At 61.7% G+C, this 22742-nt stretch carries 24 protein-coding genes; 11 read left to right on the forward strand and 13 right to left on the reverse strand.

Features of this window, described 5'->3' with window-relative positions:
• Positions 1 to 17 precede the first annotated feature (17 nt).
• Complete coding sequence (locus BGRAMDRAFT_RS00470; RefSeq protein ID WP_006046641.1) at positions 18 to 1220, reverse strand: hypothetical protein; 1203 nt, start codon at positions 1218 to 1220, stop codon at positions 18 to 20.
• Positions 1221 to 1549: 329 nt separating this feature from the next.
• Here BGRAMDRAFT_RS00470 and BGRAMDRAFT_RS00475 point away from each other — a divergent pair, with 329 nt between their 5' ends.
• On the forward strand, positions 1550 to 2728 hold the full coding sequence (locus tag BGRAMDRAFT_RS00475; protein WP_006046642.1) for a GGDEF domain-containing protein: 1179 nt from the start codon (positions 1550 to 1552) through the stop codon (positions 2726 to 2728).
• Positions 2729 to 2776: 48 nt separating this feature from the next.
• Here the strand turns inward: BGRAMDRAFT_RS00475 and BGRAMDRAFT_RS00480 are convergent, their stop codons facing one another.
• A complete protein-coding gene (locus tag BGRAMDRAFT_RS00480; protein WP_006046643.1) occupies positions 2777 to 3706 on the reverse strand; it encodes a LysR family transcriptional regulator in 930 nt (309 codons plus the stop codon).
• 132 nt (positions 3707 to 3838) lie between these two features.
• On the opposite strand from BGRAMDRAFT_RS00480, the gene BGRAMDRAFT_RS00485 reads away from it, so the two are divergent.
• Positions 3839 to 4531 (forward strand): SDR family NAD(P)-dependent oxidoreductase, encoded by a 693-nt coding sequence (locus BGRAMDRAFT_RS00485; protein ID WP_415857589.1) that lies wholly within the window; start codon positions 3839 to 3841, stop codon positions 4529 to 4531.
• 34 nt (positions 4532 to 4565) lie between these two features.
• Here the strand turns inward: BGRAMDRAFT_RS00485 and BGRAMDRAFT_RS00490 are convergent, their stop codons facing one another.
• The 3 genes from BGRAMDRAFT_RS00490 to BGRAMDRAFT_RS00500 all read right to left on the reverse strand — a co-directional run bounded on the left by BGRAMDRAFT_RS00490 (position 4566) and on the right by BGRAMDRAFT_RS00500 (position 6919).
• Entirely contained in the window at positions 4566 to 4961 is a 396-nt protein-coding gene (locus BGRAMDRAFT_RS00490) for a VOC family protein (RefSeq protein WP_006046645.1), read from the reverse strand.
• Between the two features lie 205 nt (positions 4962 to 5166).
• Complete coding sequence (locus BGRAMDRAFT_RS00495; protein WP_006046646.1) at positions 5167 to 5808, reverse strand: TetR/AcrR family transcriptional regulator; 642 nt, start codon at positions 5806 to 5808, stop codon at positions 5167 to 5169.
• A gap of 79 nt (positions 5809 to 5887) precedes the next feature.
• Entirely contained in the window at positions 5888 to 6919 is a 1032-nt protein-coding gene (locus BGRAMDRAFT_RS00500) for a fatty acid desaturase (protein WP_006046647.1), read from the reverse strand.
• A gap of 505 nt (positions 6920 to 7424) precedes the next feature.
• On the opposite strand from BGRAMDRAFT_RS00500, the gene BGRAMDRAFT_RS00505 reads away from it, so the two are divergent.
• The 6 genes from BGRAMDRAFT_RS00505 (at position 7425) to BGRAMDRAFT_RS00530 (ending at position 14077) form a co-directional block, all read left to right on the forward strand.
• The gene (locus tag BGRAMDRAFT_RS00505; protein ID WP_006046649.1) at positions 7425 to 8096 is read left to right on the forward strand and encodes a response regulator; all 672 of its coding nucleotides are present in this window, start codon (positions 7425 to 7427) and stop codon (positions 8094 to 8096) included.
• Between the two features lie 103 nt (positions 8097 to 8199).
• On the forward strand, positions 8200 to 9327 hold the full coding sequence (locus tag BGRAMDRAFT_RS00510) for a porin (RefSeq protein ID WP_006046650.1): 1128 nt from the start codon (positions 8200 to 8202) through the stop codon (positions 9325 to 9327).
• A gap of 283 nt (positions 9328 to 9610) precedes the next feature.
• Positions 9611 to 10042, forward strand: a complete 432-nt coding sequence (locus tag BGRAMDRAFT_RS00515; protein ID WP_006046651.1) for a hypothetical protein — start codon at positions 9611 to 9613, stop codon at positions 10040 to 10042.
• 132 nt (positions 10043 to 10174) lie between these two features.
• Positions 10175 to 12145, forward strand: a complete 1971-nt coding sequence (locus tag BGRAMDRAFT_RS00520; protein ID WP_006046653.1) for an arylsulfatase — start codon at positions 10175 to 10177, stop codon at positions 12143 to 12145.
• A 37-nt stretch (positions 12146 to 12182) separates the two neighbouring features.
• Positions 12183 to 13256, forward strand: coding sequence for a formylglycine-generating enzyme family protein (locus tag BGRAMDRAFT_RS00525; protein WP_006046654.1), 1074 nt, complete (start codon positions 12183 to 12185; stop codon positions 13254 to 13256).
• The gene (locus tag BGRAMDRAFT_RS00530; protein WP_006046655.1) at positions 13253 to 14077 is read left to right on the forward strand and encodes a MetQ/NlpA family lipoprotein; all 825 of its coding nucleotides are present in this window, start codon (positions 13253 to 13255) and stop codon (positions 14075 to 14077) included. The genes BGRAMDRAFT_RS00525 and BGRAMDRAFT_RS00530 overlap by 4 nt, the downstream gene beginning before the upstream one ends.
• Positions 14078 to 14120: 43 nt before the next feature.
• On the opposite strand, the gene BGRAMDRAFT_RS00535 is transcribed toward BGRAMDRAFT_RS00530, so the two are convergent.
• From BGRAMDRAFT_RS00535 to BGRAMDRAFT_RS00555, 5 genes are all read right to left on the reverse strand, one after another.
• Positions 14121 to 14969: a CDP-diacylglycerol diphosphatase gene (locus BGRAMDRAFT_RS00535; protein WP_006046656.1), complete on the reverse strand. Its 849-nt coding sequence runs from the start codon at positions 14967 to 14969 to the stop codon at positions 14121 to 14123.
• 12 nt (positions 14970 to 14981) lie between these two features.
• Positions 14982 to 16436, reverse strand: coding sequence for an indoleacetamide hydrolase (gene iaaH, locus BGRAMDRAFT_RS00540; protein ID WP_006046657.1), 1455 nt, complete (start codon positions 16434 to 16436; stop codon positions 14982 to 14984).
• An 11-nt stretch (positions 16437 to 16447) separates the two neighbouring features.
• Positions 16448 to 17371, reverse strand: a complete 924-nt coding sequence (locus tag BGRAMDRAFT_RS00545; RefSeq protein ID WP_029965902.1) for a hypothetical protein — start codon at positions 17369 to 17371, stop codon at positions 16448 to 16450.
• Positions 17372 to 17522: 151 nt separating this feature from the next.
• A complete protein-coding gene (locus tag BGRAMDRAFT_RS00550) occupies positions 17523 to 17738 on the reverse strand; it encodes a hypothetical protein (protein ID WP_006046660.1) in 216 nt (71 codons plus the stop codon).
• Positions 17739 to 18119: 381 nt separating this feature from the next.
• Entirely contained in the window at positions 18120 to 18779 is a 660-nt protein-coding gene (locus tag BGRAMDRAFT_RS00555; RefSeq protein WP_006046662.1) for an NADPH-dependent FMN reductase, read from the reverse strand.
• 446 nt (positions 18780 to 19225) lie between these two features.
• On the opposite strand from BGRAMDRAFT_RS00555, the gene BGRAMDRAFT_RS00560 reads away from it, so the two are divergent.
• Together BGRAMDRAFT_RS00560 and BGRAMDRAFT_RS00565 are read left to right on the forward strand one after the other, a co-directional pair.
• Positions 19226 to 19924: a J domain-containing protein gene (locus BGRAMDRAFT_RS00560; protein WP_006046663.1), complete on the forward strand. Its 699-nt coding sequence runs from the start codon at positions 19226 to 19228 to the stop codon at positions 19922 to 19924.
• A 205-nt stretch (positions 19925 to 20129) separates the two neighbouring features.
• Entirely contained in the window at positions 20130 to 20582 is a 453-nt protein-coding gene (locus BGRAMDRAFT_RS00565) for an arsenate-mycothiol transferase ArsC (protein ID WP_006046664.1), read from the forward strand.
• A gap of 28 nt (positions 20583 to 20610) precedes the next feature.
• Here BGRAMDRAFT_RS00565 and BGRAMDRAFT_RS00570 read toward each other — a convergent pair whose 3' ends face one another.
• Positions 20611 to 20937 carry an H-NS histone family protein gene (locus BGRAMDRAFT_RS00570; protein WP_006046665.1) on the reverse strand — a complete coding sequence of 109 codons (327 nt, stop codon included), beginning with the start codon at positions 20935 to 20937 and terminating at the stop codon, positions 20611 to 20613.
• A 496-nt stretch (positions 20938 to 21433) separates the two neighbouring features.
• On the opposite strand from BGRAMDRAFT_RS00570, the gene BGRAMDRAFT_RS00575 reads away from it, so the two are divergent.
• Entirely contained in the window at positions 21434 to 21877 is a 444-nt protein-coding gene (locus BGRAMDRAFT_RS00575) for a hypothetical protein (RefSeq protein ID WP_232292196.1), read from the forward strand.
• A 76-nt stretch (positions 21878 to 21953) separates the two neighbouring features.
• On the opposite strand, the gene BGRAMDRAFT_RS00580 is transcribed toward BGRAMDRAFT_RS00575, so the two are convergent.
• Positions 21954 to 22226, reverse strand: coding sequence for a hypothetical protein (locus BGRAMDRAFT_RS00580; protein ID WP_006046667.1), 273 nt, complete (start codon positions 22224 to 22226; stop codon positions 21954 to 21956).
• Between the two features lie 98 nt (positions 22227 to 22324).
• Complete coding sequence (locus BGRAMDRAFT_RS00585) at positions 22325 to 22723, reverse strand: nuclear transport factor 2 family protein (protein WP_006046668.1); 399 nt, start codon at positions 22721 to 22723, stop codon at positions 22325 to 22327.
• Positions 22724 to 22742: the final 19 nt, after the last annotated feature.

Consider the following 22742-nt stretch of genomic DNA (forward strand, 5'->3'; position numbering starts at 1 on the left):
ACAGAGACACCGTCACATCACTGCGGCTCGTACCACGAATAAGTCGCGAGTGTGCTTATCGGCGGCGTGCCGATCTGCAGCGTGACGTCGCGCAGCGAAGTCAACTCGATGTTGCGCAGGTCGCCCATATAGCGGCGCGAATCGCCGTTGTCGTTGATATACGCCACCACGTCCCCCGTGATGCCCGCGACATTCGTGCTGGAAAGCGGCTGCCCCCAGATGTCGAAGAACTGACCGAGCGTGAACGTCTTGAGCGTCGGCGTTTCGATATGGATGATGCCGGTCTGGTCGTGCGTATGCATCTCGTAGTTGCACTGCGAAAGAATGCCCACGTTGGCCGGCAGCGCGAGCCATTGACCGTCCTTGATGATCGCGAGATGCGCGTGCACGTGATACAGCTCGGCCATGCCCGCGGCACAGATCAATCCGTCGACCGCTGCGCCGGTGCCGCCCGTCGACGTATTGCCGTTCGGCCAGAACGTCGTGCCCACCACGCCGCCGTAGGCCAACGTGATCGGCTTCGGATCGAACGGCGGCGGATCGGTCCATGTGTAAGTGGGAATCTGCGTCAACGGCGTGCCGACCATCACGGTGACTTCGCCATGTGGCGGAAGCACGAGGCTCGCAGGATCGCCCGTGTATTTCGACAGTGTGCCGCCGTCGTTCACATAGATCGTAACCGGCGATCCGCTCAGCCCGGCGACGCTCGACGCGCCCAGCGTTTCGCCCCAGATCGCAAAGAACTGACCGAGCGTGTACGACGCGCCGGTCGTCGTATCCATATGGATCTTGCCGCTTGCATCGACGGTATGCAGCGGATACGCACAACCCGTTTGCGCGGCCATCGTCGGACCGACCGTGCCGATGTTGGCCGGCACCGCGAGCAGGCGGCCATTCTGATAGATGGACAGATGCGTGTACGTGTAAGCCGTGCTGCGCACCGCGCAGTTAAGCCCGCTGACCGGCTGCCCGGTTCCGCCCGAAGACGTGGAGCCTGTCGGCCAGTTCGCGTCGCCAAGCGTGGTGCCGTCGATCACGGGCGTCGCGGCGGCCAGCGTGGGGGTCGTCGCGTTCGTGCCCGATGCGGCGGGCGCGGGTGCTGCGGCGCCCGCACCGTTGGCTCCGGGGTTCGAGGCTCCGCCGCCGCCTCCACCGCCGCAGCCGGCAAGAATCAGTAAGGCGCCAATCAGGGCGGATCGTGAATACAGCCGTTCCAACATTGCGTGCTCCATGCCTTGGTTGAAATTGAATACGTGGAAGCAGACGCCGCGTTAACTGCGCGGCATGCCCCTCGCTGCGCAGACCGGCTGCAACGGAATGGCGAAGCTGGCGCACAGGCGCCCGCTCATACAAATCGGCAATTTGAGGTTAGCAGATGCATTTGCGAAATAAACGGATTGAATAACAACGTTTTGCGACTTTTTATGTCGCATTTTGGTGTATCGGGAGAAACCGGGCGTCATTTAGCTCACCTGCATCGGGGAATGCGGCGGCACGGTAAAATGCCGCAGCCGCCGCAATCTGCTGGCGTCGAACCCTTCCGTCAGCGATGCATGTCGATCTTCTTACCCTCTATCTCCTGATCATCGGAACGCTTTTCGCGAGTTCCGGAATGACGCTCTGGGAGCACCGCAGTCATCCGAAGCGCAGCACGGAGTTGAGAGTACTGGCAGCCGCCTATGCGACGCTCGCAATCGGTTGCGCGGCGGCAGTGTTTCGTCGCGACGTGCCCGGCCCGTGGGGTTCCGCGCTGAGCAATCTGGTCATTTTGACGGGCTATCTGCTGGTGCTGCACGGTGTCGCGTTGCTGAACGGGCGGCAATATCGAGCCGCGTCTTTCGGGCTGCTCGTCGTGATGGCGCTCGTCTGGATGGCGAGCGGCGCGCATTGGGAGAGCACGGTTTGGGCCTACGTTAGCGCGATCCCGATCGCGCTCGCGAGCGGCATGACGTCGCGCGAACTACTCCGAAGCGACGACTTCAAAGCGCTGCAATCGCGCTATATCGCCGTCGGCGTGACGGGCATTCACGCGCTCACTTATGCGATGCGGGCGCTCGCTCTGCCGTGGCTCGTCGGGCGGTATGGCAATGACCTGTTGCTGATCGCCAGCGCGATAACCATGTATGAGGGCGTGCTCTATTCGGTCGTTCTGCCGATGACTCTACTCAAGCTCATCCGCGAGGAAACGCATGGCCGGCTCCTGCAGGAATCGCAAACCGATTTTCTGACGCGTCTTGGCAATCGCAGATGGTTCTTCGAGGAAGGCGAACGCGTTCTCGGCGAGGGCAGCAAGAACCGGCCGTTGTCGCTGCTCGCGCTTGACCTCGATCACTTCAAGAAGCTCAACGACCGCTACGGTCACCATGCCGGCGACGAAGTGCTTCGGTCGTTTGCTGAAGTGGCGCGCCGCGTGGTGGGCCATGAGGCCGTGTTGGCGCGCATCGGCGGAGAAGAGTTCGCCGCACTGTTGCCCGGTCATGACGAAGCGCGCGCGAAAGCGGTGGGTGAGGCGATTGTCGAGTGCTTCGCGCAGACGGTCTCGCATCGCGTGAACGGCGCGGAAGTCCGGGCCACGGTCAGCATCGGCCTCGCGCATTCGACGCACGCGGGTCAGCCGCTTGCCGAACTGCTGTCCGCTGCCGACGGGGCGCTCTATCGCGCGAAGTCGCTGGGTGGGAATCGGGTGGAAGAGGCGGGGAAGGTGGTGCATCTTACGGTTGCAAGATGACGTGTTGCGTGTGGTGTTCCGGGCGCGGTCGACCCGCAATCGGCCGCTTTACAACGGCACCTGTTGGCGACATACCGACAACACCAGTTGTCTCAGCCAACGATGAACCGGGTCCACTTCGACACGCGGATGCCACATCTGCGAGACGGTGATCTGCTGCGTCGCGACCGGAAGTTCGAACGCGTGGATGTCGGCGCTTGCAGCGCCTTCGCGGCATGCCGTGTGAGCGCCGACGAATGAAGCCGGTACGAGCGCGACGAGATCGGACATGCGCGCCACGGCGAGCGCGGCGGGAAAGCCCGGCACCACCGCGACAATGGTGCGTTCGAGGCCGAGGAGCGCCAACGCGTCGTCGACAGGACCGCTTGCGTTTGCGCGTCGCGACGCCACGACGTGGCCGAACGCGACATACCGTTCAGCGGTGATCCCGCCGTCCCGTTCGAGCGGATGGCCCTTCCTGACGACGCCCATGAAACGATCGCGGAATAGCGCCTGTAAGCGCACTTCCGGGCCCATCTCACCGAGTACGCCGATTTCGAGGTCAGCCGAACCGTCTCGCAGCGGGTTCGCGTTCTTCTCCGGCTTCGATGCAAAACGCAAGCGGACGTGCGGCGCAATTTTTATTGCCGCGGCGATGAGCGGCGAGCCGAAGGCTTCGACGAAACCGTCGTTGGCGCGAATGGTGAAGGTCTGCCGCAACGTCGACAAGTCGGGTTCAGTATGCGACGGACGAAGAACGGCGCGTGCTTCACAAAGAGCACTTCGCGTGCGTTCGCGAATTGCCTCGGCATACGGCGTCAACACCATCTCGCGCCCCGCGCGCACCAACAGCGGATCGCCAGTCGTGGCACGAAGCCGCGCAAGCGTTCGACTCATTGCCGAGGCACTCAGGCCCAGGCGGCGGGCAGCGCCGGCCACGCTTCCATCGTCGAGCAGCGTTTCAAGCGCAATCAATAGATTGAGGTCGGTTTCGGGCATGTCCGATCGTAACATTCGCGTGCGGGACGAGGCGTTTGCCGCAGGTTATGAATGCATCTGTCGCGCCTTCCGGCAGTCGTCACGAGCGACTATATTTTCCCGATCGAATTGCTTAACGACGGGGAGATGATTGTGGAAACCATCAATCGGCAAAAGACGGTTCTGCTTGTCGGTGCATCGCGCGGTCTCGGCCTCGCGATGACCGCCGAATATCTGAAACGCGGCTGGCGCGTGATTGCGACCGGCCGCGCCCATTCGATGCAGAAGCTTCGCGATCTTCAAGGCGCACTCGAAATCGAAACGCTCGATATAACCGTGCCTGAGCAGATTGCGGATTTGCGCGCGCGCCTTGCAGGCCGTCGACTCGATATGCTCTTCGTGAATGCCGGCGTCAAGAACGACGATCGCGAAACGATCGCGGACGTATCGACCGAGGAATTCGTGCGCGTGATGGTGACCAATTCGCTCAGTCCGATGCGGGTGATCGAGCGCTTGCACGATCTGGTTGAACCGGGCGGCACCATCGGCGTGATGTCTTCGGGCCAGGGCAGCGTAACCAACAACGTGAACGGCAACTACGAGGTTTACCGCGGCAGCAAGGCCGCGCTGAACATGTTCATGCGCAGCTTTGCAGCGCGCCATGCCAACGATCCGCGAACCTTGCTGCTGATGGCGCCAGGCTGGGTACGCACGGACATGGGCGGCCCCGAAGCGCGCCTGAGTATCGAAGAGAGCATTCCGAATCTGCTCGATACGATGGAGGCTTACGAGGGCCGCGGCGGTTTGCATTACCTCGATTATCTCGGGCGAGTCGTGCCGTGGTGAAAGCCGGACGATCGCGCGTGTCCTCGCATTCACGCTAGAACAGCTTGCGCCATTGCTCCTGCATGTCCTCGCGAGTGTTGATCTCAATGAGCACGCCGCCGGGCGCGCGGCAGAAAAAGCGGGACCCGCGTGTGTTGTTGAAGACGCCTGTTTCCATCTGAACGCCGCCCTTCAGGAACTCGTCGTGAAGCGTGTGAAGATCCTTCAGGGTGGCGACTTCGAGACCGAAGTGGAAGTTTTTGGGCCAGACAGGCGTCTCTTCGCTGACGTGCTCGAGCACGATGTCGAAGCCGTCGCGCTTGAGCAGGCGATGCTCGCCGGCAGCGGCGACCTCGCAGCCCAGGTACTTTTCGAAGAAGGCGGCTGTTTCGGCGACGTCGTTAGTGGGAAAGCTGAGGTGGTTCAGCTTGGCTTCTTTGTGAAGATTCATGATCGAACTCGCAGAAAACGTTAATAGGTGCGGTGGAGCGCGCGAACGTTGCCGCGCTTCACAGAACCCATTTTGCGAGCAAGCGCTCAGTTTTGAAACTCGCATTAGAGAGCGGGTGTTAGCAGCGCTTAGTCCGCCGCGGGCAAAGGCTTTCGGGCGAAGAGTAGATAGCAAGCTGAGCGACTACTCGTATTTTGTCCACGCTCTATTTGCGGCTCCGCGGCTTCGGAAGAGGGTTATCCACGATGCCAAGATAGCCCCACAACGCGCGCCCAACGCGCCTTTCCAGCGCTGCGCGGTCCGTTTCGCCGCGCTCTCCGGCGCCGTCCACGATCGCGCGAACGATGGCGACGAGATCATCCGTGGCAATCTGCATGTCGGGCTGCGGCGGGATGTCGTCGCGCGCCAGAATCTGCTCGATGACCGCGCGAAATGCCGCTTTGGACCTGGCCAGTTCTTTGGCAATGGCAGGGCGGTTTTCCTCGAAATCGAGCACGCGTGCAAGCGCCGGACGGCGCAGTTGCTGGCGTACCGAGACGGTGATCAGGTGCTTCAATGCGCTCTGACCCGTCGGCTCGTTCAACGCGCCTTCCGCTTCCGCAAGGAACACGGCCAGCTCGCGTTTGCTCAGCGCGACAATGAGCGCGTCCTTGTTCGGGAAGTACTGATACAGCGTGCCCACGCTGACACCGGCGCGCTGTGCGACCAGATTGGTGTTGAGGCCGTCTGAGCCTTTGGTTTCGAGAACGAGCGCCGCGGCCTCGAGTATCGTCGCCACGGTTTGTTGCGCGCGCGATTGCTGGGGAAGCTTGCGCGGTTTTAACGAGGGACGTCTGGCAGTTTTCATGGTGCGGCGTGGCAGGAAGCGAGTGTTAGCTCGGATTCTACCGCGCCACGAAAAGCGGGACTATTTTCGGTTCCGGCAGCTAACGGTTCTCGGATTCATCGCGCGATGCAGCGATGAGCAGCGCCTTCCCTGCATACATCGCAGGTTCCTTGAATGCAGGCGCAAACCCGCGCGGCCGGTCATGCACCGGGTTCTCAGCCGGGACGAAGGCGTTGTGCCTTACCCATTCGCCATAACCCGCGACCAGAAATCCTCCCGACCGCTCGATGTACTGCTCGCGGGACGCCTCATAGACCGTCCTCAGCGCGAACCACGGAACATGCGGCAAGTCGTGGTGGACGAGATGGAAATTGTTGTTCAGATAAAGCAGCCGCCAGAACAGACCTGCTTCATTGATAACCGTGCGGTGTGCACACTCGTGTGCCGCGCGATGCTCGCGGAACGAGCGAAGCGAGCCAAGCGACAGTGCCCCATAGCCGACGCCGAGAATGAACACCCAGGCCGGAATCGAGCAAACGTATTGCAGCCACGCGGTTAGCGCGGCGAGCGCGGCGAAGTGCGCAAGCCAGGCGGGCAGGTCGCGCCAATCGCCGCGTTTGATTTTGCGCAGCGCATCAACGCCCGTCGCCGCAATGGCGAAAGCCGGTCCCAACAGCAGGCGGCCGGCCAGCGTGTTGCGGCACGTGAGAAGCGCGCGCATTGCCCAGCCGGCGCGTTCCCACACTTCACCGTCGACGAAATAGCTTTCCGGGTCGTGCCCTGGCTTGGTCAACTGTGGATCGTCGTGATGCTGAAGATGCGAGTCGCGATAGACGCGGTACGGAAACCACACCGCCAGCGGCGCGAAGCCAAGCAGTGCATTCAGGTGCGCCGAGCGCGTGGGGTGGCCGTGGAGCAATTCATGTTGCAACGACATATACCACGCGCTCACGAGGGCGAGCAGCGCGGTGGTGAGCGGCAAGCCCAGCACGCGAGCGTGCGTCGCGAGGCCGAACCATCCGCCGTAGATCGCGACGATGAGCGCCCATGTCGGCCATTGTGTGCGCCAGGCGCGGCTCATGGAGAGCCTGGCGATTGCGTTGCGCTGGGTGTCGTCGAGGTAAATCGCCATCGGCTGAATCGATCGGATGCAAGTTTGGACCGATGCTAAAGGCCAATAGACGACGCCGGAACCAATTTGTTCGGGATTGCATTGCGCTACGGCTGCGAAAGAACCGTTCTGCTGACCAACGACTCAGCTCCGCGTCTTTGTACCCGCGACCTCACCCTTAAGGAATCTTAAGAAACGTCGTTCAACGATCGGCTCAACGGTTGAAAAAAGTCGCCGCGCAATCGCGAATTGTGCAATTGCTTCACTATGCATCATGGATTTCCCCTAAGGAAAACGGGTCGCCATGAAAGCGGAGAGAAGGATTTGCCCTCCCATAATCGCGGCGTGATTGCAACGAGGCGGAGCGAAGCAGTACGACGAGGCTACGTTGAGAACCGGCACCACAGGATGCAAGCAGTCGTCCGCTTACAGCATGCTGTCTGCGTGACGCGGGAGCGCGACTTTCTGAAAGAAACTCACGTGGCATGGCGAGCGCCTTCTGGTCGATTAATCAATGGAAGGTCCGATGAAGCTACTACTGGTTGAAGACAACAGCGAGCTTGCACACTGGACCGTCAATCTTCTGCGCCTCGCAAATTTCGCGGTGGATTGCGTTCCTAACGGCGAGTGTGCGGACACCATGCTGACGACGCAACACTACGACGTCGTCGTGCTCGATCTTCGGCTGCCGCGAATGGACGGCAAGGAAGTGCTCGCACGATTGCGCCGCCGCGGCGACATGGTGCCGGTCATCATGCTGACCGCGCATGGTTCGACCGACGACAAAGTGGATTGCTTCAACGCAGGTGCCGACGACTACGTCGTCAAGCCATTCGATGTGCGCGAGCTCGTCGCGCGTATCAAGGCGCTGATTCGCCGGCAATCGGGCGGCATGTCGTCGTGCCTCACCTGTGGCGACTTGCAATACATCTCCGATACAAGGGAGTTCTTTCACAACGACGAGCGTCTCGCGCTGCGGCGCCGCGAGCATACCGTCCTCGAAACATTGATGTTGAGGCAAGGCAAGACAGTGTCGAAGTCCGTGCTGATGGAAAGCGTTTTCAGCCTGGACGACGAGCCAAGCGCGGACGCCATCGACATCTACATTCACCGTTTGCGCAAGCATCTCGCCAGGTCGAGCGCGCAGATCATGACGCTGCGAGGTCTCGGCTACATTCTCCGCGCGAAGCATTTCTAATAGTCGCAAGCGCCGTAATCCGAAGCATCGGTGAATCTGCTTAGTTATCCAAAACACGACCAGAACAATCAGATTTTCAACGCAGCAACTTGAGGAGACGAACTTGAAGAAACGATACCTGACTCTCGCGGTCGCAGCCGGTGCTTGCGGGGTAACCGGCGCTCACGCTCAGTCCAGCGTGCAGCTTTATGGATTGATGGACCTGAGCGTGCCGACCTATCAGTCGCATGCCAATGCGAACGGCGCGCACGTCATCGGCATGGGTATCGATGGCGAGCCGTGGTTCAGCGGCAGCCGTTGGGGCTTGAAGGGTGCGGAAGATATTGGCGGCGGCTCGAAGATCATCTTCCGGCTCGAAAGCGAATACGTGGTAGCTAACGGCGAGATGGAAGATCCGGGTCAGATCTTCGATCGCGACGCGTGGGTCGGTATCGAGAACGACAGCTTCGGCAAGATCACGGCGGGTTTTCAGAACACCATTGCTCGCGATGCAGCCGCCATTTATGGCGATCCGTACGGCAGTGCGCGCCTGACTACCGAGGAGGGCGGCTGGACGAATTCCAACAACTTCAAGCAGATGATCTTTTATGCGGGCAGCGCGACGGGTACGCGCTATAACAACGGCGTTGCGTGGAAAAAGATCTTCGATAACGGCATCTTCGCGAGCGCCGGCTACGCGTTCGGCAATTCGACGAGTTTCGGCTCGAACTCCAATTATCAGGCGGCACTGGGCTACAACGGCGGCCCGTTCAACGTGTCCGCGTTCTATAGCCATGTGAATCGCGCGGGCATCACGAACCAGTCGTATTCTGTTGGTGGAAACTATACATTTGGAATTTTGCGCGCCAACGCCGGCTATTTCCGCTACCTGGGCAACCAGGGCGCGCTCGGTCAGCGTCAGGACAACGCGTGGACCGTATCGCTCAAGCTGGCGCCGAAAGGCCCGTTCGATTACGAACTCGGCTATCAGCAGATGCGCGTGAAGAATGCAGCGTATAACGCCGACGGCAATATTCCGAACGCGAACATTGGCGCGTTCGATCCGACTTCCGGTCTGCACAACGGCTACAAGGAGACGCTCTACTGGTCCGGGTTCTATCACCTGTCCAAGCGTACCGAGGTGTACCTTGCCGGCGACTACATGAGGCTGCACGGCGGCTATACGGTCGGCAGCACGTTCGGTGCGTCGAATCAGCTTGAATTGACGACAGGTGTCCGCACTCGCTTTTGATGCAGGAAGCAGGAAGCAGGAAGCAGGAAGCAGGAAGCAGGAAGCAGGAAGCACGAAGCACGAAGCACGAAGCACGAAGCACGAAGCACGAAGCGGCGGATAAGTCCGTTCGCCGCTTCCTTTGCCATTCGCATGAAGAGATGAAGAAACGTCGAGACGCATCGATCACGTAAACAGGCGTGGTCTTTCAGAAAGGTATGATGGCGGTGTGAACAAATAAACAAGTAAAGAAGTCGCAACTCACACTCCGCCGTCCGCACATCTTGCCTAACTAAAAGACAACATGAAACGACTGTTCGTTGCCGCATTAGCGGCCGTCTCTCTCGCCACCGCGGTTCATGCACAGAGCAACGACCCAGGCCCGCTCGATACACGCGCTGGAAAACTGCAATTCGCGCACGACGGCCGCGATTTCACCGTACTGCTTGATAGAGAAGTTCTCGATCGCTTTGCCGCAAATACTCTCGCGCATTTCGACGACGTAAGCAGCGCAAACGACACGCTCACGCGCATGCTTGTGCAAACCGACTCCGGCCCGGTGCTGTACGACTTCCGGCGTCGTCCGCCGCAGGTGCAGCGCGTCGGTGTACGCATGACGGTCAAGCGCGTGTTCTGGCAAGGCGACGAGGTCGTGATGCAAGGCTCGCAAGGCTGGTTCCGTTTTCAGCGCGGCGTATTGACGAAACTGCAGTCGTCCACGACGACCTATCATTGATCGCGCGCCAGGCCGCGAAACACGCGGCAATCCCTTAGCACGGAAACTCGCTTGCTTTTCAGTAAACCTTGGTTGGGCGGCAAATGGCCGGTTGCTACCATTTCGGGCTCGGACAACCACGGTCATATAACAATGCAGAGTTCCAGGTCGCAGCGATCAACGTTCCCAACCGTTCCCAGGCTGCGGGCAGTCGGTGCGGCCATTGCCGGTGTCATTGCCAGCGTCGTCGCGCTCTCTGCCTGTTCGGACGGTGTGTCTCCCACGCCGCCGGTTTCCGCGCCTGTCGCCGCGAAGCGCCCGAACATTCTGTACATCATGGCAGACGACCTGGGCTACTCGGATATTCACGCGTTCGGCGGCGAAATCAATACGCCAAATCTCGATGCGCTCGTGCAATCCGGACGCATTCTCACGAACCATCATACGGGCACCGTTTGCGCGATCACGCGCGCGATGCTTATTTCAGGCACCGATCACCATCTGGTCGGCGAAGGCACCATGGGCGTGCCGACCGATGAACGCAAAGGTCTGCCAGGCTACGAAGGCTATCTGAACGACCGCGCGTTATCGGTCGCGCAACTGCTGAAGGACGCGGGCTATCACACGTACATGGCGGGCAAGTGGCATATCGGCTCGGGCATTGCCGGCAGTGCAACGGGCAGCGGACAGACGCCCGACCAATGGGGCTTCGAGCATAGCTATGCACTGCTCGGCGGCGCGGCGACCAATCACTTCGCGCATGAGCCTGCGGGCTCGAAGAACTATACGGAAGACGGGCAGTACGTGCAGCCCGGACAGCCGGGTCAGCCCGGCGGCGCGGGCGGCAATCCGGCCGTGTTCTATTCGACGGACTTCTATACGCAAAGGCTTATTTCCTACATCGATTCAAATCGAAAAGACGGCAAGCCGTTCTTTGCATATGCCGCATACACATCTCCGCATTGGCCTTTGCAGGTGCCGGAACCGTATCTGCACAACTATGCCGGTAAATACGACGCCGGCTACGACGTCATTCGCGCGGCGCGCATCGCTCGGCAAAAAGCACTCGGCATTATTCCCGCCGACTTTAATCCCTACGCGGGCGCCGCAGAAACGCTGACTGCCACGCCGGCCAGCGCGAATAACGGCACCACCAACGCGAAATACGTGAGCGCCGTTCATAGTGCAGCGCAAGGGTATTCCGACTATGGTCCGGGCTTTGTGAACAAGTCATGGGCAAGCCTTTCCGCGGATGAAAAGAAAGCGCAGGCGCGCTATATGGAGATCTATGCCGGCATGGTCGAGAACCTCGACCACAACATCGGTCTGTTGATCCAGCATTTGGAAGACATCGGCGAATACGACAACACGTTCATCATGTTCCAGTCGGACAACGGCGCCGAAGGCTGGCCGATCGACTCCGGCGCGGACCCGCGCGCGACCGACACGGCGAATGCCGCGGAGCCTGTCTATTCGACGCTCGGCACCGACAACGGCCTGCAGAACGCGCGGCGTCTGCAATACGGCTTGCGCTGGGCGGAAGTCAGCGCAACGCCGTTCCGTCTGACGAAGGGCTATTCGGGAGAAGGCGGTGTATCGACGCCGCTGATCGTGCGCTTGCCTGGCCAGACCACGCAGAAGCCGGCATTGCGCGTCTTTACGCACGTCACCGACAACACGGCGACGTTCCTTGCCGTCGCGGGCGTTACGCCGCCGACGCAGCCCGCGCCTGCGCTGATCAACTCGCTGACAGGCGTCGATCAGAACAAGGGCAAGGTGATTTACAACAACCGCTATGTGTATCCCGTCACGGGGCAATCGTTGCTGCCGGTCTTGACCGATCAGTCGAATGCGGACGTGCACACGGCATCGTTCGGGGATGAAGCGTACGGCCGCGGCTATCTGCGCAGCGCGGACGGCAAGTGGAAAGCCTTGTGGACGGAGCCGCCGCTCGGTCCCGTGGATGGTCACTGGCAGCTTTACGACATGACCTCGGACCGCGGCGAAACGACGGACGTGGCCGCGCAGAATCCTTCGATCATCGACGGACTCGTGCAGCAGTGGAATGCCTACATGTCCGGCGTGGGCGGTGTCGAACCGTTGCGGCCGCGCGGCTACTACTGAGCGAGCGCGTGAGTGCAATCATGTCGGGCACAGCATCATGAGTAGGACGCGCATCCGAGCAAGAACACTTGCTGCATTTGGCGGCCTCTTCGTCGCGGTCTTCATTGCGGCCTTCGGCGCGGCTTTCGCGGTGGCGGCAGCGTGGCCTGCAAGAACCAGCGGTTTCGACGAGCTGAACCGCGCGCGTTCGCTCGCGCCGCTCGGCTCCGAAACACAGTGCGAGCGCTACGCCGGCTTACCCGCCGGATGGCGTGACGATCCGAAGGCCGGCATGGTGCATCTGCATGGCGGCACATTCGTGCTCGGCAGCACGCGCGGCTATCAGGACGAACGACCGGCGGGCGACGGCCGCACGCGCGTCGGCGGCTTCTGGATCGATCAGACGGACGTGACGAACGCGCAGTTCGCCGCTTTCGTCAACGCGACCGGCTACGTCACCGACGCGGAAAAGCAGGGCGGTGCAGCCGTCTTTCACTCGCCGACGCGCGCGGAAATGGACGCACGCGACCTCGCATGGTGGACGTGGGTGAAGGGCGCGTCGTGGCGGCATCCGCAAGGCGAGGGCAGCGGCATCGACCGTCTGATGAACCAGCCGGTGACGCTCGTCACGCAGGCCGATGCATTGGCGTACGCGCGGTGGCTTGGCCGCGATCTGCCGACCGAAGCCGAATGGGAATACGCGGCGAAGGGCGGCAACGAAGGCGCCGATCTCGACACGGCGCCGCGCAATGCACAGGGCAAGCCCGCCGCGAACTACTGGCAAGGCGTATTCCCCGTGCTCAATACGAACGACGACGGGCATGTGGGTCTCGCGCCCGTCGGCTGCTACGCGGCGAACGGCTTCAAGCTGTACGACATGATCGGCAATGCATGGGAGTGGACCAAGGACGTCTACACCGGCGCGCATCAGTCGCATACCAACGGCGATACCGCGGCGGTCGCGCCGTCCACGCGCAGGCACGACACGCCTATGGTCATCAAGGGCGGCTCGTTCCTCTGCTCGCGCGATTACTGTGTGCGCTATCGCGCCTCGTCGCGTGAACAACAGGAAGCGGATCTGCCGGCGTCGCATATCGGCTTTAGAACTCTCTTGCGGGATGTCGACGGATGACACTGCGAGGTTATATGCGTGCCACGATCGCTGCCGCATTGCTCGGCGGGGCGGCAATCGCCGCGTATGGCGTGCAGCCTGAAGCAAGAAGCAGCGATATCAAAGCCGCCGTCAAAGTCGGTGTAACGCGCGGCACGCACGCTGAAATCATGGCCGAAGTGCGGCGCGTGGCAACGTCGCGTGGACTCGACATCGACGTCGTGACATTCGACGACGGTGCGCGGATCGATGCCGCGCTAGCCGCGCATCGGATCGACGCCGCGAGCTTCGAGGACGGCCCGGCGTTCGCAGCGTCGCGCGAAAAGCATGGCTACGCGCTCTCCGAAGTAGCAACGACCGTCACGTTACCGATGGCGCTTTATTCGCGCAAGCTGACGAGCCTCACGCAGATTCAGCGAGGCGCGACGATCGTCATTCCCGCCGATCGCGACGGTATGGCACGCGCGCTGATCCTGCTGCAAAACTACACGCTGCTGACGTTCAACGACCGCGCCGGTCTTCACGCGACGCTGCGCGATGTGACCGCCAACCGCCTGAATCTGAAGCTGCGCGCGCTGCCGCGCGAGCGGCTCGTAACGGCGCTGAACGATGCGGCCGTTGTCGTGATCGACAGTGCGAGCGCGCAGCGGGCGGGACTCTATCCGGCGCGCGACAGCATCGGCATGGAAGACGCGCGCTCGCCCTATGCCGGCGTGCTGACCGTGCGCGACGCCGATCGCGGCCAGCCGTGGGTCGCGCAACTGGTGGCCGCGTATCACTCGGACGACGTCGCGCATTTCATTCTCACGCACTATCAGGACTCGGTGCGCCGGCCCTGGTGATGGCGTGCGTGCTCATATGCCGCAACAGCAACACTTGAGACGGCTACGACGCGTCCGCCACACGGCACGCATGATCGAGCAAGCCCTCGGCTGAACCGCTGCCGTTATCCGCATCGAGGCCGCTGTTCACGACCAGCCAGCCGTCTTTCTCCGCAGACGCCCCCGCGCCCGTCACGAGGATGGTTTGCATCGCCATTGCGTCGGAGTCCGGGTTGTCGAGCGAGACGAGGCGAAACGGATCGCTCGCGCCGGTCAGCGCGGTCACGCGCATGATCCGGTATCGGTCGCCGTCGAGCGTGTCCCAATGCCATGTGCCGGGCGCGTCTTTCGCGTGCCGCGCGAGTGCGTCGCTGATATCGGCGCGCATGCAGTCGATGTGAATATGCAACTGGTTCTGCGTGCGGCGAAATTGCGAATTGATTTCCAGGCCCAACTGATTATCGGGGAGCGTCCGTTTGACGGCGCCGTTCACGTAGCTCCGCGCGGCCCACGCGTCGGCCCAATAGCTTGGCGCATGCGGCGCGAGCACCTGCGGACTTTCGATACCGCTCACGTGATCCGTCGGAATCAGCAAATACTGCGAGCGTCCGACAATATCCTTTAGGATCGCGTAGCGTTTCTCGAGGTTCACCGCCGTGCATTGACCCGGCGTGCCGGTCGCCTGTTCTGCCGGCACGCAGCGAATATCGACGATCTTCCATAACGCGTTGGAATCGATGGCTGCGAGACGCGCGCAGCCCGCAGCGGCAAGCGCAATGCCGAGTAGCGCCGCGGCTCGCCTGACATGGCGCGCGCCGCGATTTGCAGGACTGCGGTGATGAGATTGAACAACGGATTGCGGATTCGCCAGTGTGTCGGTCGGCGCGTGAATCAGAGCTTTTTTTAGCGGCATCTTGTGTCGGGTCTATAACACGGGCGGCGGTATTTCGCCGAGTAGCTGTTCGATTGCAACGCCGATGGCGAGCAGGCGCCGGTCGCTGCCGAGCGGCCCGTCGATTTCGAGGCCGACGGGCAAGCCTTGCGCGCTGATTCCCGCAGGCAACGACAAGCCAGGAATGCCGGAGGTGCTCGCAGGGTCGGTGTTGCGCAAGAAGGCTTCCATCGTGTCGATCGGCGGCGCGCCGTCTATCGACACCGTCGACGAACCGTTGATCTCGTCGATCTGCACAGCGGCCAACCGCGTGGTCGGAAACAGCAGCGCGTCGAGACGCTCGTCGGCGAAAGTGGCGGCGATATAGGCCTGCAACAGCGGCCGCCAGTGATTGAGCGCTGCCTCATAGTGCGAGTCGAGCGTGCCGGCGAGCACTTCGTCGTAGATCGCGCGCACGTCCGGACTCGCGATGCGGGCCGCGATCTCCGCAACGGTTTGCACCGGCGCCTGATTGGCCGCGAGCCACGCTTGCAGGTCGACGCGCGCTTCATGAATCGCGATCGGTCCGCCGACCATGCCGTTGAGATCCGCGAGTTCGCTCATCGCGACCGGTACAAACACGACGCCTGCTGCTTCGAGCTTTTTGAGCGCCGCGCGCGCGACGTCCTCAACCTGTCGTTCAAGTCCTGCCCACAATGGCGCGGGCAAGCCGATGCGCAAGCCGTTCAGCGCGACGGCGGGCAGCGGGCCGGCGCCGGTAATCACGCCGTCGAGCAATGCGATGTCGGCTGCGCTGCGCGCCATCGGACCGACCGTATCGCGCGTGTGGCTGATCGGCACGACGCCGTACGCGTCGTCATAGCGCCGCTCGGCGCCGCCATTGCCGACTGACGGACGAAAGCCCGCGGTGCCTGTCAACGCAGCGGGAATGCGCGTCGAGCCGCCGGTATCGGTGCCAAGTCCCGCGGGCACGATGCGCGCGGCAATCGCCGCCGCGGTGCCTCCCGACGAGCCGCCCGGAATCAGCGCAGGATCGTACGGATTGCGCACAGGGCCCGCATGCGTCGCGAGGTTGCTGCTCGTGATGCCGAACGCGAGTTCATGCATGTTGGCCTTGCCGAGAATGATTGCGCCCGCATCGAGAAGCCGTTGCACCGAACGCGCATTGGTCTGCGGCACGAAGCCTGCGAGAGCCGGTGTGCCCGCCGAGGTCGGCAACCCTACCGTATTGATGTTGTCCTTCACGACGATCGGCAGGCCGGCAAGCGGCAGTTGCGCTTTTGCTTCGGCGGGCAGCGCGTCGATGCGCCGTGCCGCGGCGAGCGCGCCGTCGAGATCGATCACGGTCAGCGCGTTGAGCGTTTGCAGCGCGGCCGCGCGCGCGAGCAACGTCGCGACATAATCGGTTGCATTGAGCCGGCCCGACTGGATCGCGGCGACGGCTTTGGTTGCGCTCAACGCGAGCTGTTCATCGACGGTCCATGTCATGGCCGTTCTCCTTATGGTTCAGTGTCCGGGCCGCGCGAACGCCGGATAAAAAAGCGCAGCGCGAATCGGGCAAGCGCGGGCACGAGTCGCGGACGCAGCAGCCGCACGTCGTAGCCGCTCATGCGGCGCTCGTTTTCCGCGAGACATAGCTCGATGAGTTCGGGCGTGTCCAGCCCCTTGCCGATCACGCTGCTGTTCGCGGGCAGAAAATTCGAATCGCGTGCCACGCCGTTTGCGTCGATGCCTCTCGCAATCGCCACGCGATCCCAGATCAGCACGACCCAGATCGCGGCTACACGCAATGCGTGCCACGGCCTGCGCCATAGCGGCATGTTACGTCGATGCCATGCAACCCAGTTGACGAAAAACAGAATGTGACGCGCTTCTTCCTGAATCACGGGCTCGAAAGTCTCGACGAGCGCTTCTGGAAAATAGCCGGATTGCTGCGCGGCGCGAAACAGGCCAAACGCAAAGAAACTGTCGATGCACTCGCTATAGCCTGTGCGCATCCACGCCCATTCGGGATCGCGCGGCGCCGGATAATTCGGCTCGGGCGCGATCTCGATGCCGTAGGCCGCAATCAGCTTCGCGAGCACGCGCTTGTGACGGGCTTCTTCGTCGCCGTCCATCGTGATGGCTTCGCGCAGCAGCGGGTCCTGCAATTGCGCGGCGTAAGTGTGAACGTTGATCGACGCGCGGCCTTCCGTTTGCACGGCGATGTCCCAGATGGGCAGCGAGCAGAGCCGCGCGAGCGCGTCGGGCGGCAGCGCCGGCCAGTCGATCACGGCGGGTTTGTAGGGATCGTGAGTTTCCAGCAGCATGCGGCAGAACATGTGCTTGTGCGCCTCCGATCCGATCTTCACGCGGGCAGTGCCCGTGAATGTCCAGTGGCGCAGGCTGGGGTCTTCGGCTACATCTGTCAATGTGTCGGACATGGCAAGCATACAGAGAGCGAACTCGATGTGTCGCCTATTCTGTCACATTGCCCCGCAACGCGGCGTCTACGGTGCACGATCGCGGGCGCGCGTCAGCGTCGATGCCGCCTCATTGGCGTTGGGTTACTGCCGATGGGTCACTGCGAATAACTCACTGGTGATTATCGACCCACATGCGTCCCCAGCGGAATGCATAGGCGAGCGCGTGTTCTTCGTCGAAGAAATAGTCGAGCGCGTCGAAACAATAGGCCGGGCCGTCGCTTGCGCTGGCTTTTTCGATGGTCAGGTTGGCGGCGAACAGCCCATTGGGCAAACGCTGCGCGGCCGGCGCAACTTCGTAGCCTTTATAGCGGATGTGTGAATTCATGATCGTGGCAGTGGATATGCCCGCGTTTTTACAGGAAGCCGGTACAGATGACGCGTGGCATGCGCGTTTGCATCAGGCGGCGGATGAGTCTGCGGGCTGGCTCAAGCGTAGGCCGCACTGAAGGGCCCGTGAACCAATCATTCTTCGCAAGCAAATCAGGGGAGTTCCGCAACGCTCTTCGGAACACCGGATAACGGCGCGTTTGGTGGGTTCGCAGACACTATGGCGCCTGGCGGCCGATGAGTCTGTTATGTGCCGCACGGTCCACATGATCTGCACCATGCGCACGAATGCAGGCGCCCCTCGTTCGCGTAGCGAGACGACGCGAAACGAGGGGCGCTGTAAACGATAACTTTCTAACGGGGGCTTCGAGCCCGAGCTTTAAACCGCGTGCAGCAGACGCGCGGACTGTGCTTGCTGAACCGGAACGCCCGATGCGCTCGGACCTGGCGCACGATGAGCGGTGAACGCAAGCGCGAATTGCGCGGCTTGCTGGCCGACGGTGGCGAGCTGGTCGACGACCTTCGCGTCGGAACAGGTATCGACACTATCGAAGCGCGTCTCGAGCGTGTTGATGCCCGCGCCGAACGGCGTCGGCCAGCCGCGCAACGCGTGGACGATCGAGCGCAGCGAAGTCAGCACCGAACCCGCCGCTTGCCAGCCATAAGCCGTGACGATGCAGCCAACCGCACGGCCGTCGAGATACGGACGCTCGTCGGCGCGCAGTTCCTCGAGCGTGTCGAGCGCGTTTTTGACGAGACCGGAGACGCCGCCGTGATAGCCCGGCGTCGCGATGATCAGCGCGTCGGCGTGGCGCACGGCTTCGATCAGTTCGAGCTGTTCGTCGGTGCGTTCGCTGTGTTCCGGCGCATAGTGCGGCAGGCTATGCAGAAACGTGCCGCCAAAGAGCCGGGTCCTGGCGCCCGCGGCTTCCGCGCCACGCAGCGCAAAGCCGAGTGCGCGTTCGGTCGACGAAGCTGCGCGGGTCGTGCCGCCAATGCCGACGACGAGCGGGCGGCGGTGATGATCGAAACTGGTCAACGAAATGCTCCTTCGGTAGCGGCTCACGGCGCTTCGCGCGGGTTGCGCACAAGCGCGCCGGGGCGAACCGGACTATGAAGCACCATCTTAATCAGCGAGGCGTGCCGCACGAAGCGACTTTTTGTTCTAACGATATAACCGCGACGTGCATGCCGCGATGGCCGCGATGCGTTATGGCCGACCACCCCGCGCCGATAAGCATATGGCGAACAATTGTTTAGGTTGGAGCGGGCAGGCCGCTATGATCGAAGCGTCTCCTCCATGACACTCCTTGACATGGGACTCGGCCTCGCCATATTGCTGGCGAGGCCTTTTTTTTTGGCATTTTTCGTGGGCTCTATTGGCGCGTTCTGCAGTCAGGCGCATGCGCGCCGCTTCACGATCGCGCCGTTTATCGCGTGCTACGATGATCCGCGACACGATACCCGGCAAGGTCCAGCACGCAAATGGCAACTCTCTATGACACGCTCGGCGTGCCCATGCACGCCACCGACGAAGAGATCAAACGCGCGTACCGCAAGGCCGCGATGAAGTGGCATCCGGACCGCAACGCGGGTTCCGAGGAAGTTGCGCGCGCCACGTTTCAGGAGATCAGGGACGCCTACGCGATCCTCTCCGACGCGGCGCAGCGCAAGATTTACGACGCCGTGTACACCGAGCAGATGCGCGAATGGGAAGCGCAGCGCGCGCGCCATCAACAGGCGCAGGCGGAGCGCGAGGCGGCGGCGCGTGCCGCGGACGAGGCCGCGTACGCCGAAATGGTGTCGCTCGCGATGCGTTTTGCCGACGAAGGCCACAACCGCGATGTCGTGTTCGGCGTATTGCTCGGACGCCAATGCGAGCCGGGGCGCGCCGCGCAGATTGCCGACAGTGTGGCCGCCTTGCACGCTTCGCGGCGCGAGGCGGCGGCCAATAATGCTTCTACAGAGGCCGCGGAAGCGGCAGATGCCGCCTCGCACGCAAAGGCCGCCGGCTCGCCGGAATCGGCCACGATGGGCGCCGGCGCCGAAGAAACGGCCGGTCGTCGCGCGCGTGCCGCAAAAGAACCCGCTAAAGAACCCGCTAAAGAAACGGCGAAAGAAGCCGATACAGCCGGTGGCTTGTCCAGTCTCTGGTTCCAGTTCCTCAACGGGCTGCGCTTCTGATCATCCGGTCGGCGGTTTCTTGATCCGCCCGCTCCAGGGGCAAATTCCCGTAGCGCGCGGAATAAAGACATCGTAGTGTCACGGGGGCGCAAGACTCTGCGGGCACAATCGCACATACAAGAGACTAAAAACACGGTACGGGGTAAGCGTGACCAAGAAATATAAAGTGCTGTTTCTCTGCCGAGAGAATTCAGCACGCAGCATCATGGCCGAAGCTTTGCTGCGGGAACTGGCCGGACACCGGTTCGAGGCTTTCAGCGCGGGCCCGGAACCGGCCGCGCGAGTGCATCCGCTTGCGATAACGCAATTGCGGCCGGGCGTTTCCGACCTCGGCGTGCTATGCCCGAAAAGCTGGCTTGAATTCACCGGCGAATGGGCGCCGCGCATGGATTTCGTGGTCGCGCTCGACTCGGGCGTCGCTGCGCCGCATGCGCCGGTCTTTCCCGGCAGTCCCGCGCTTTCTCAATGGAATCTCGCCAATCCGCTCGCGGACGACGTCATCGAACCCGAACGGGCTCGTTTATTCGACAAGGTGTTCTGGCAAATCGTGCGTCAGTTGAGCGCCTTTATCGACGCGCCGCAATATGCCGTGCCCAGAGCGAGCGGCGCCGCGACGCAGTGCAAGCACTCGTGCACCGGCCAGTTTGCCAACCTGTGATGTGCCGCGTTAGCGCGGCGCTTGCCGCTTAGTGTTCGTTCGAGCGCGCGAGCGGACTGCCTGCGAACGGGTCGTTTTTCCAGTCGACGCGTTTTTTCGGCTGCGGCGTGGGCGCGGGCGGCGCCGATAATTCAAAGTGGTCGATAGATTGTCCTGCGCTAATGGCCTGCTTCAACCATTGAGGCATTTCGCCCTGGCCGTCCCAACTGTCTCCCGTCGCGCTGCGGTAGCGTGCGTTCTTTTCCGCGACCGGTTCGGATGCCAGCACGGCGGCAAGGTCTTCCGGCTTGATGCCAAACTCTTCCATGCGATGGCGGAGATACGCAATCATGCTATCTCGCTTCCTTTCGTCCATAAGATATTCGTCCTTCTAAAGCGTCAGCGTTCTGTCAAATGCAGATTGCGAGGAAAACCCGCGAAAGATTGGAGTCCATTTAAATGGCGTCCGTCCGCGGTGAGGTCATTAATCGAAATTGGAAAAAACGATGGGGGCGATGCACTGACATTGGGCGGCCGTCTCATGTGCACGCTCCGTTTCGCAACGGTGCATGTGCGGGGCCAGTCTTGTGGTTATGTCGTCATCATAACGCACTGCGAGCGTAATGCACGCACCGTTTGAACTGATTTTCTCGCATTTAAGCGTCGACTGGGACTGCCGGCTGCGCAACCGGGATCGTTCACCGGTTCCGCGTCGCCGGATTGAATTCCGCGCCGGCCGAACTATAAAAGAAATAGCGGAGAGGACAATCCGTGTTTTTCCGGCTGCGGCGTCCGAGCGCCAATCATCGTAGGCGCAGGTACGCCGGCCGCCATGTGCGGGCGACTCGCTATCCGTTTCATTCGACGAGTCCATGCAGCAGGCCCGCGTCACAACTGGTTTTTCGTTGGTCCCAGGCTTGGCCACGCTGGCTTTTTACACGGATCGGTTCTCGAGGAGGGACGACACTGCTGCGCCGGATTCAAGGAGTCTGGACATGAAACTACGATTATTGATGGTGTTTGTGAGCGCTCTTCTTTTTCTCGCGCCGCGCGCTGCGAGCGCAGGCGACATGACGAGCGAGCCTGGCGTTGGGACATCGACGGCGACGCCCGCCAGCGAAAGGCTGATGAACCATGCGAACGAATCGGCACAGGCCACGACCGACATGTCGTTGAGCGAGCCCACCGGAGGCGCTTCGCAGCCGGCGCAAAACGTTTCCTATGGAGGCGTCGCGGCAGGGCGCTCAGAAGCCGGCAGCCGGCAAAATATGCGCTGTTCCGGCGGCCCGCAATGCACTATTTACTTTGGCCAGTGAAATAAAGGCGCTCGGCGTTGCTATTCGAAGCAGTGCATGAGGCAGCGGGTTTCGACGCCGCTGCCTCGCGGTTCTTTTATGCCAAAGCGGATTGCGTCGTCGAGTGATCGGTGCTGTCGACGATGCGGCTCACCATTGCCTCCACGCCCGGCCCTTGCATCGCCGCGCGCTCGCCGAAGCGGCGGAACTCGTCCAGCAGCGAGCGCCACGACGCGTGCCAGCGCGTTTCCTTGATGCACGCGCCCGACGGATCGGCGATTCGCAGTATGCCGCTATCAGGATAGAAAGTCAGAGTAACCGGCATGCCGTCGATAACGCAGGTCGCGGTGCAAGGGCGGTTGTTCACCATGTTCAATGTCCTCTAATCGAGCAATGAGTACGTTGGATGTGGTTTCCCGTCAGCAAGCACCATGCCCAGCCCGTTAGCGTGTCTAGTGCGTCTTTCCTCTACGCGTATTTATCGCCGACCGTGCTGCGAATCGGATAGGTGTCGTAGACGATGATCATCCGTTCGATGATTGCGTTCTCATCGAATTCGAATACATCGACGCATTCAAAGCGCACCGCCGAGCCGTCTTTCAGTCCCCAATCGTAGATGAAGTAACCCGTCGCGCGCGGAGCTCCTGTCGCACTCACGCAAATGTCGATAGGTGTGATCGTGCTTTTGCCAGACGCCGCATTGACCTTTGCAAAGAACGGCGCCGGCTTCATCCAGCCGAGAAACGGCGAGAAGATTTGCGCGTCCGGTGTGAACAATGCGCAAATCGCGCCGACGTCGCCGCGTTCCAGCGCTGCGAGGTAAGTACGAATCTGCTCCGTGTATAGTTCTTTCGACGATGAATTCACGATCGTCCTCCTTATTGGC

Source organism: Paraburkholderia graminis C4D1M (assembly GCF_000172415.1).
GTDB classification, from domain to species: Bacteria; Pseudomonadota; Gammaproteobacteria; order Burkholderiales; family Burkholderiaceae; genus Paraburkholderia; species Paraburkholderia graminis.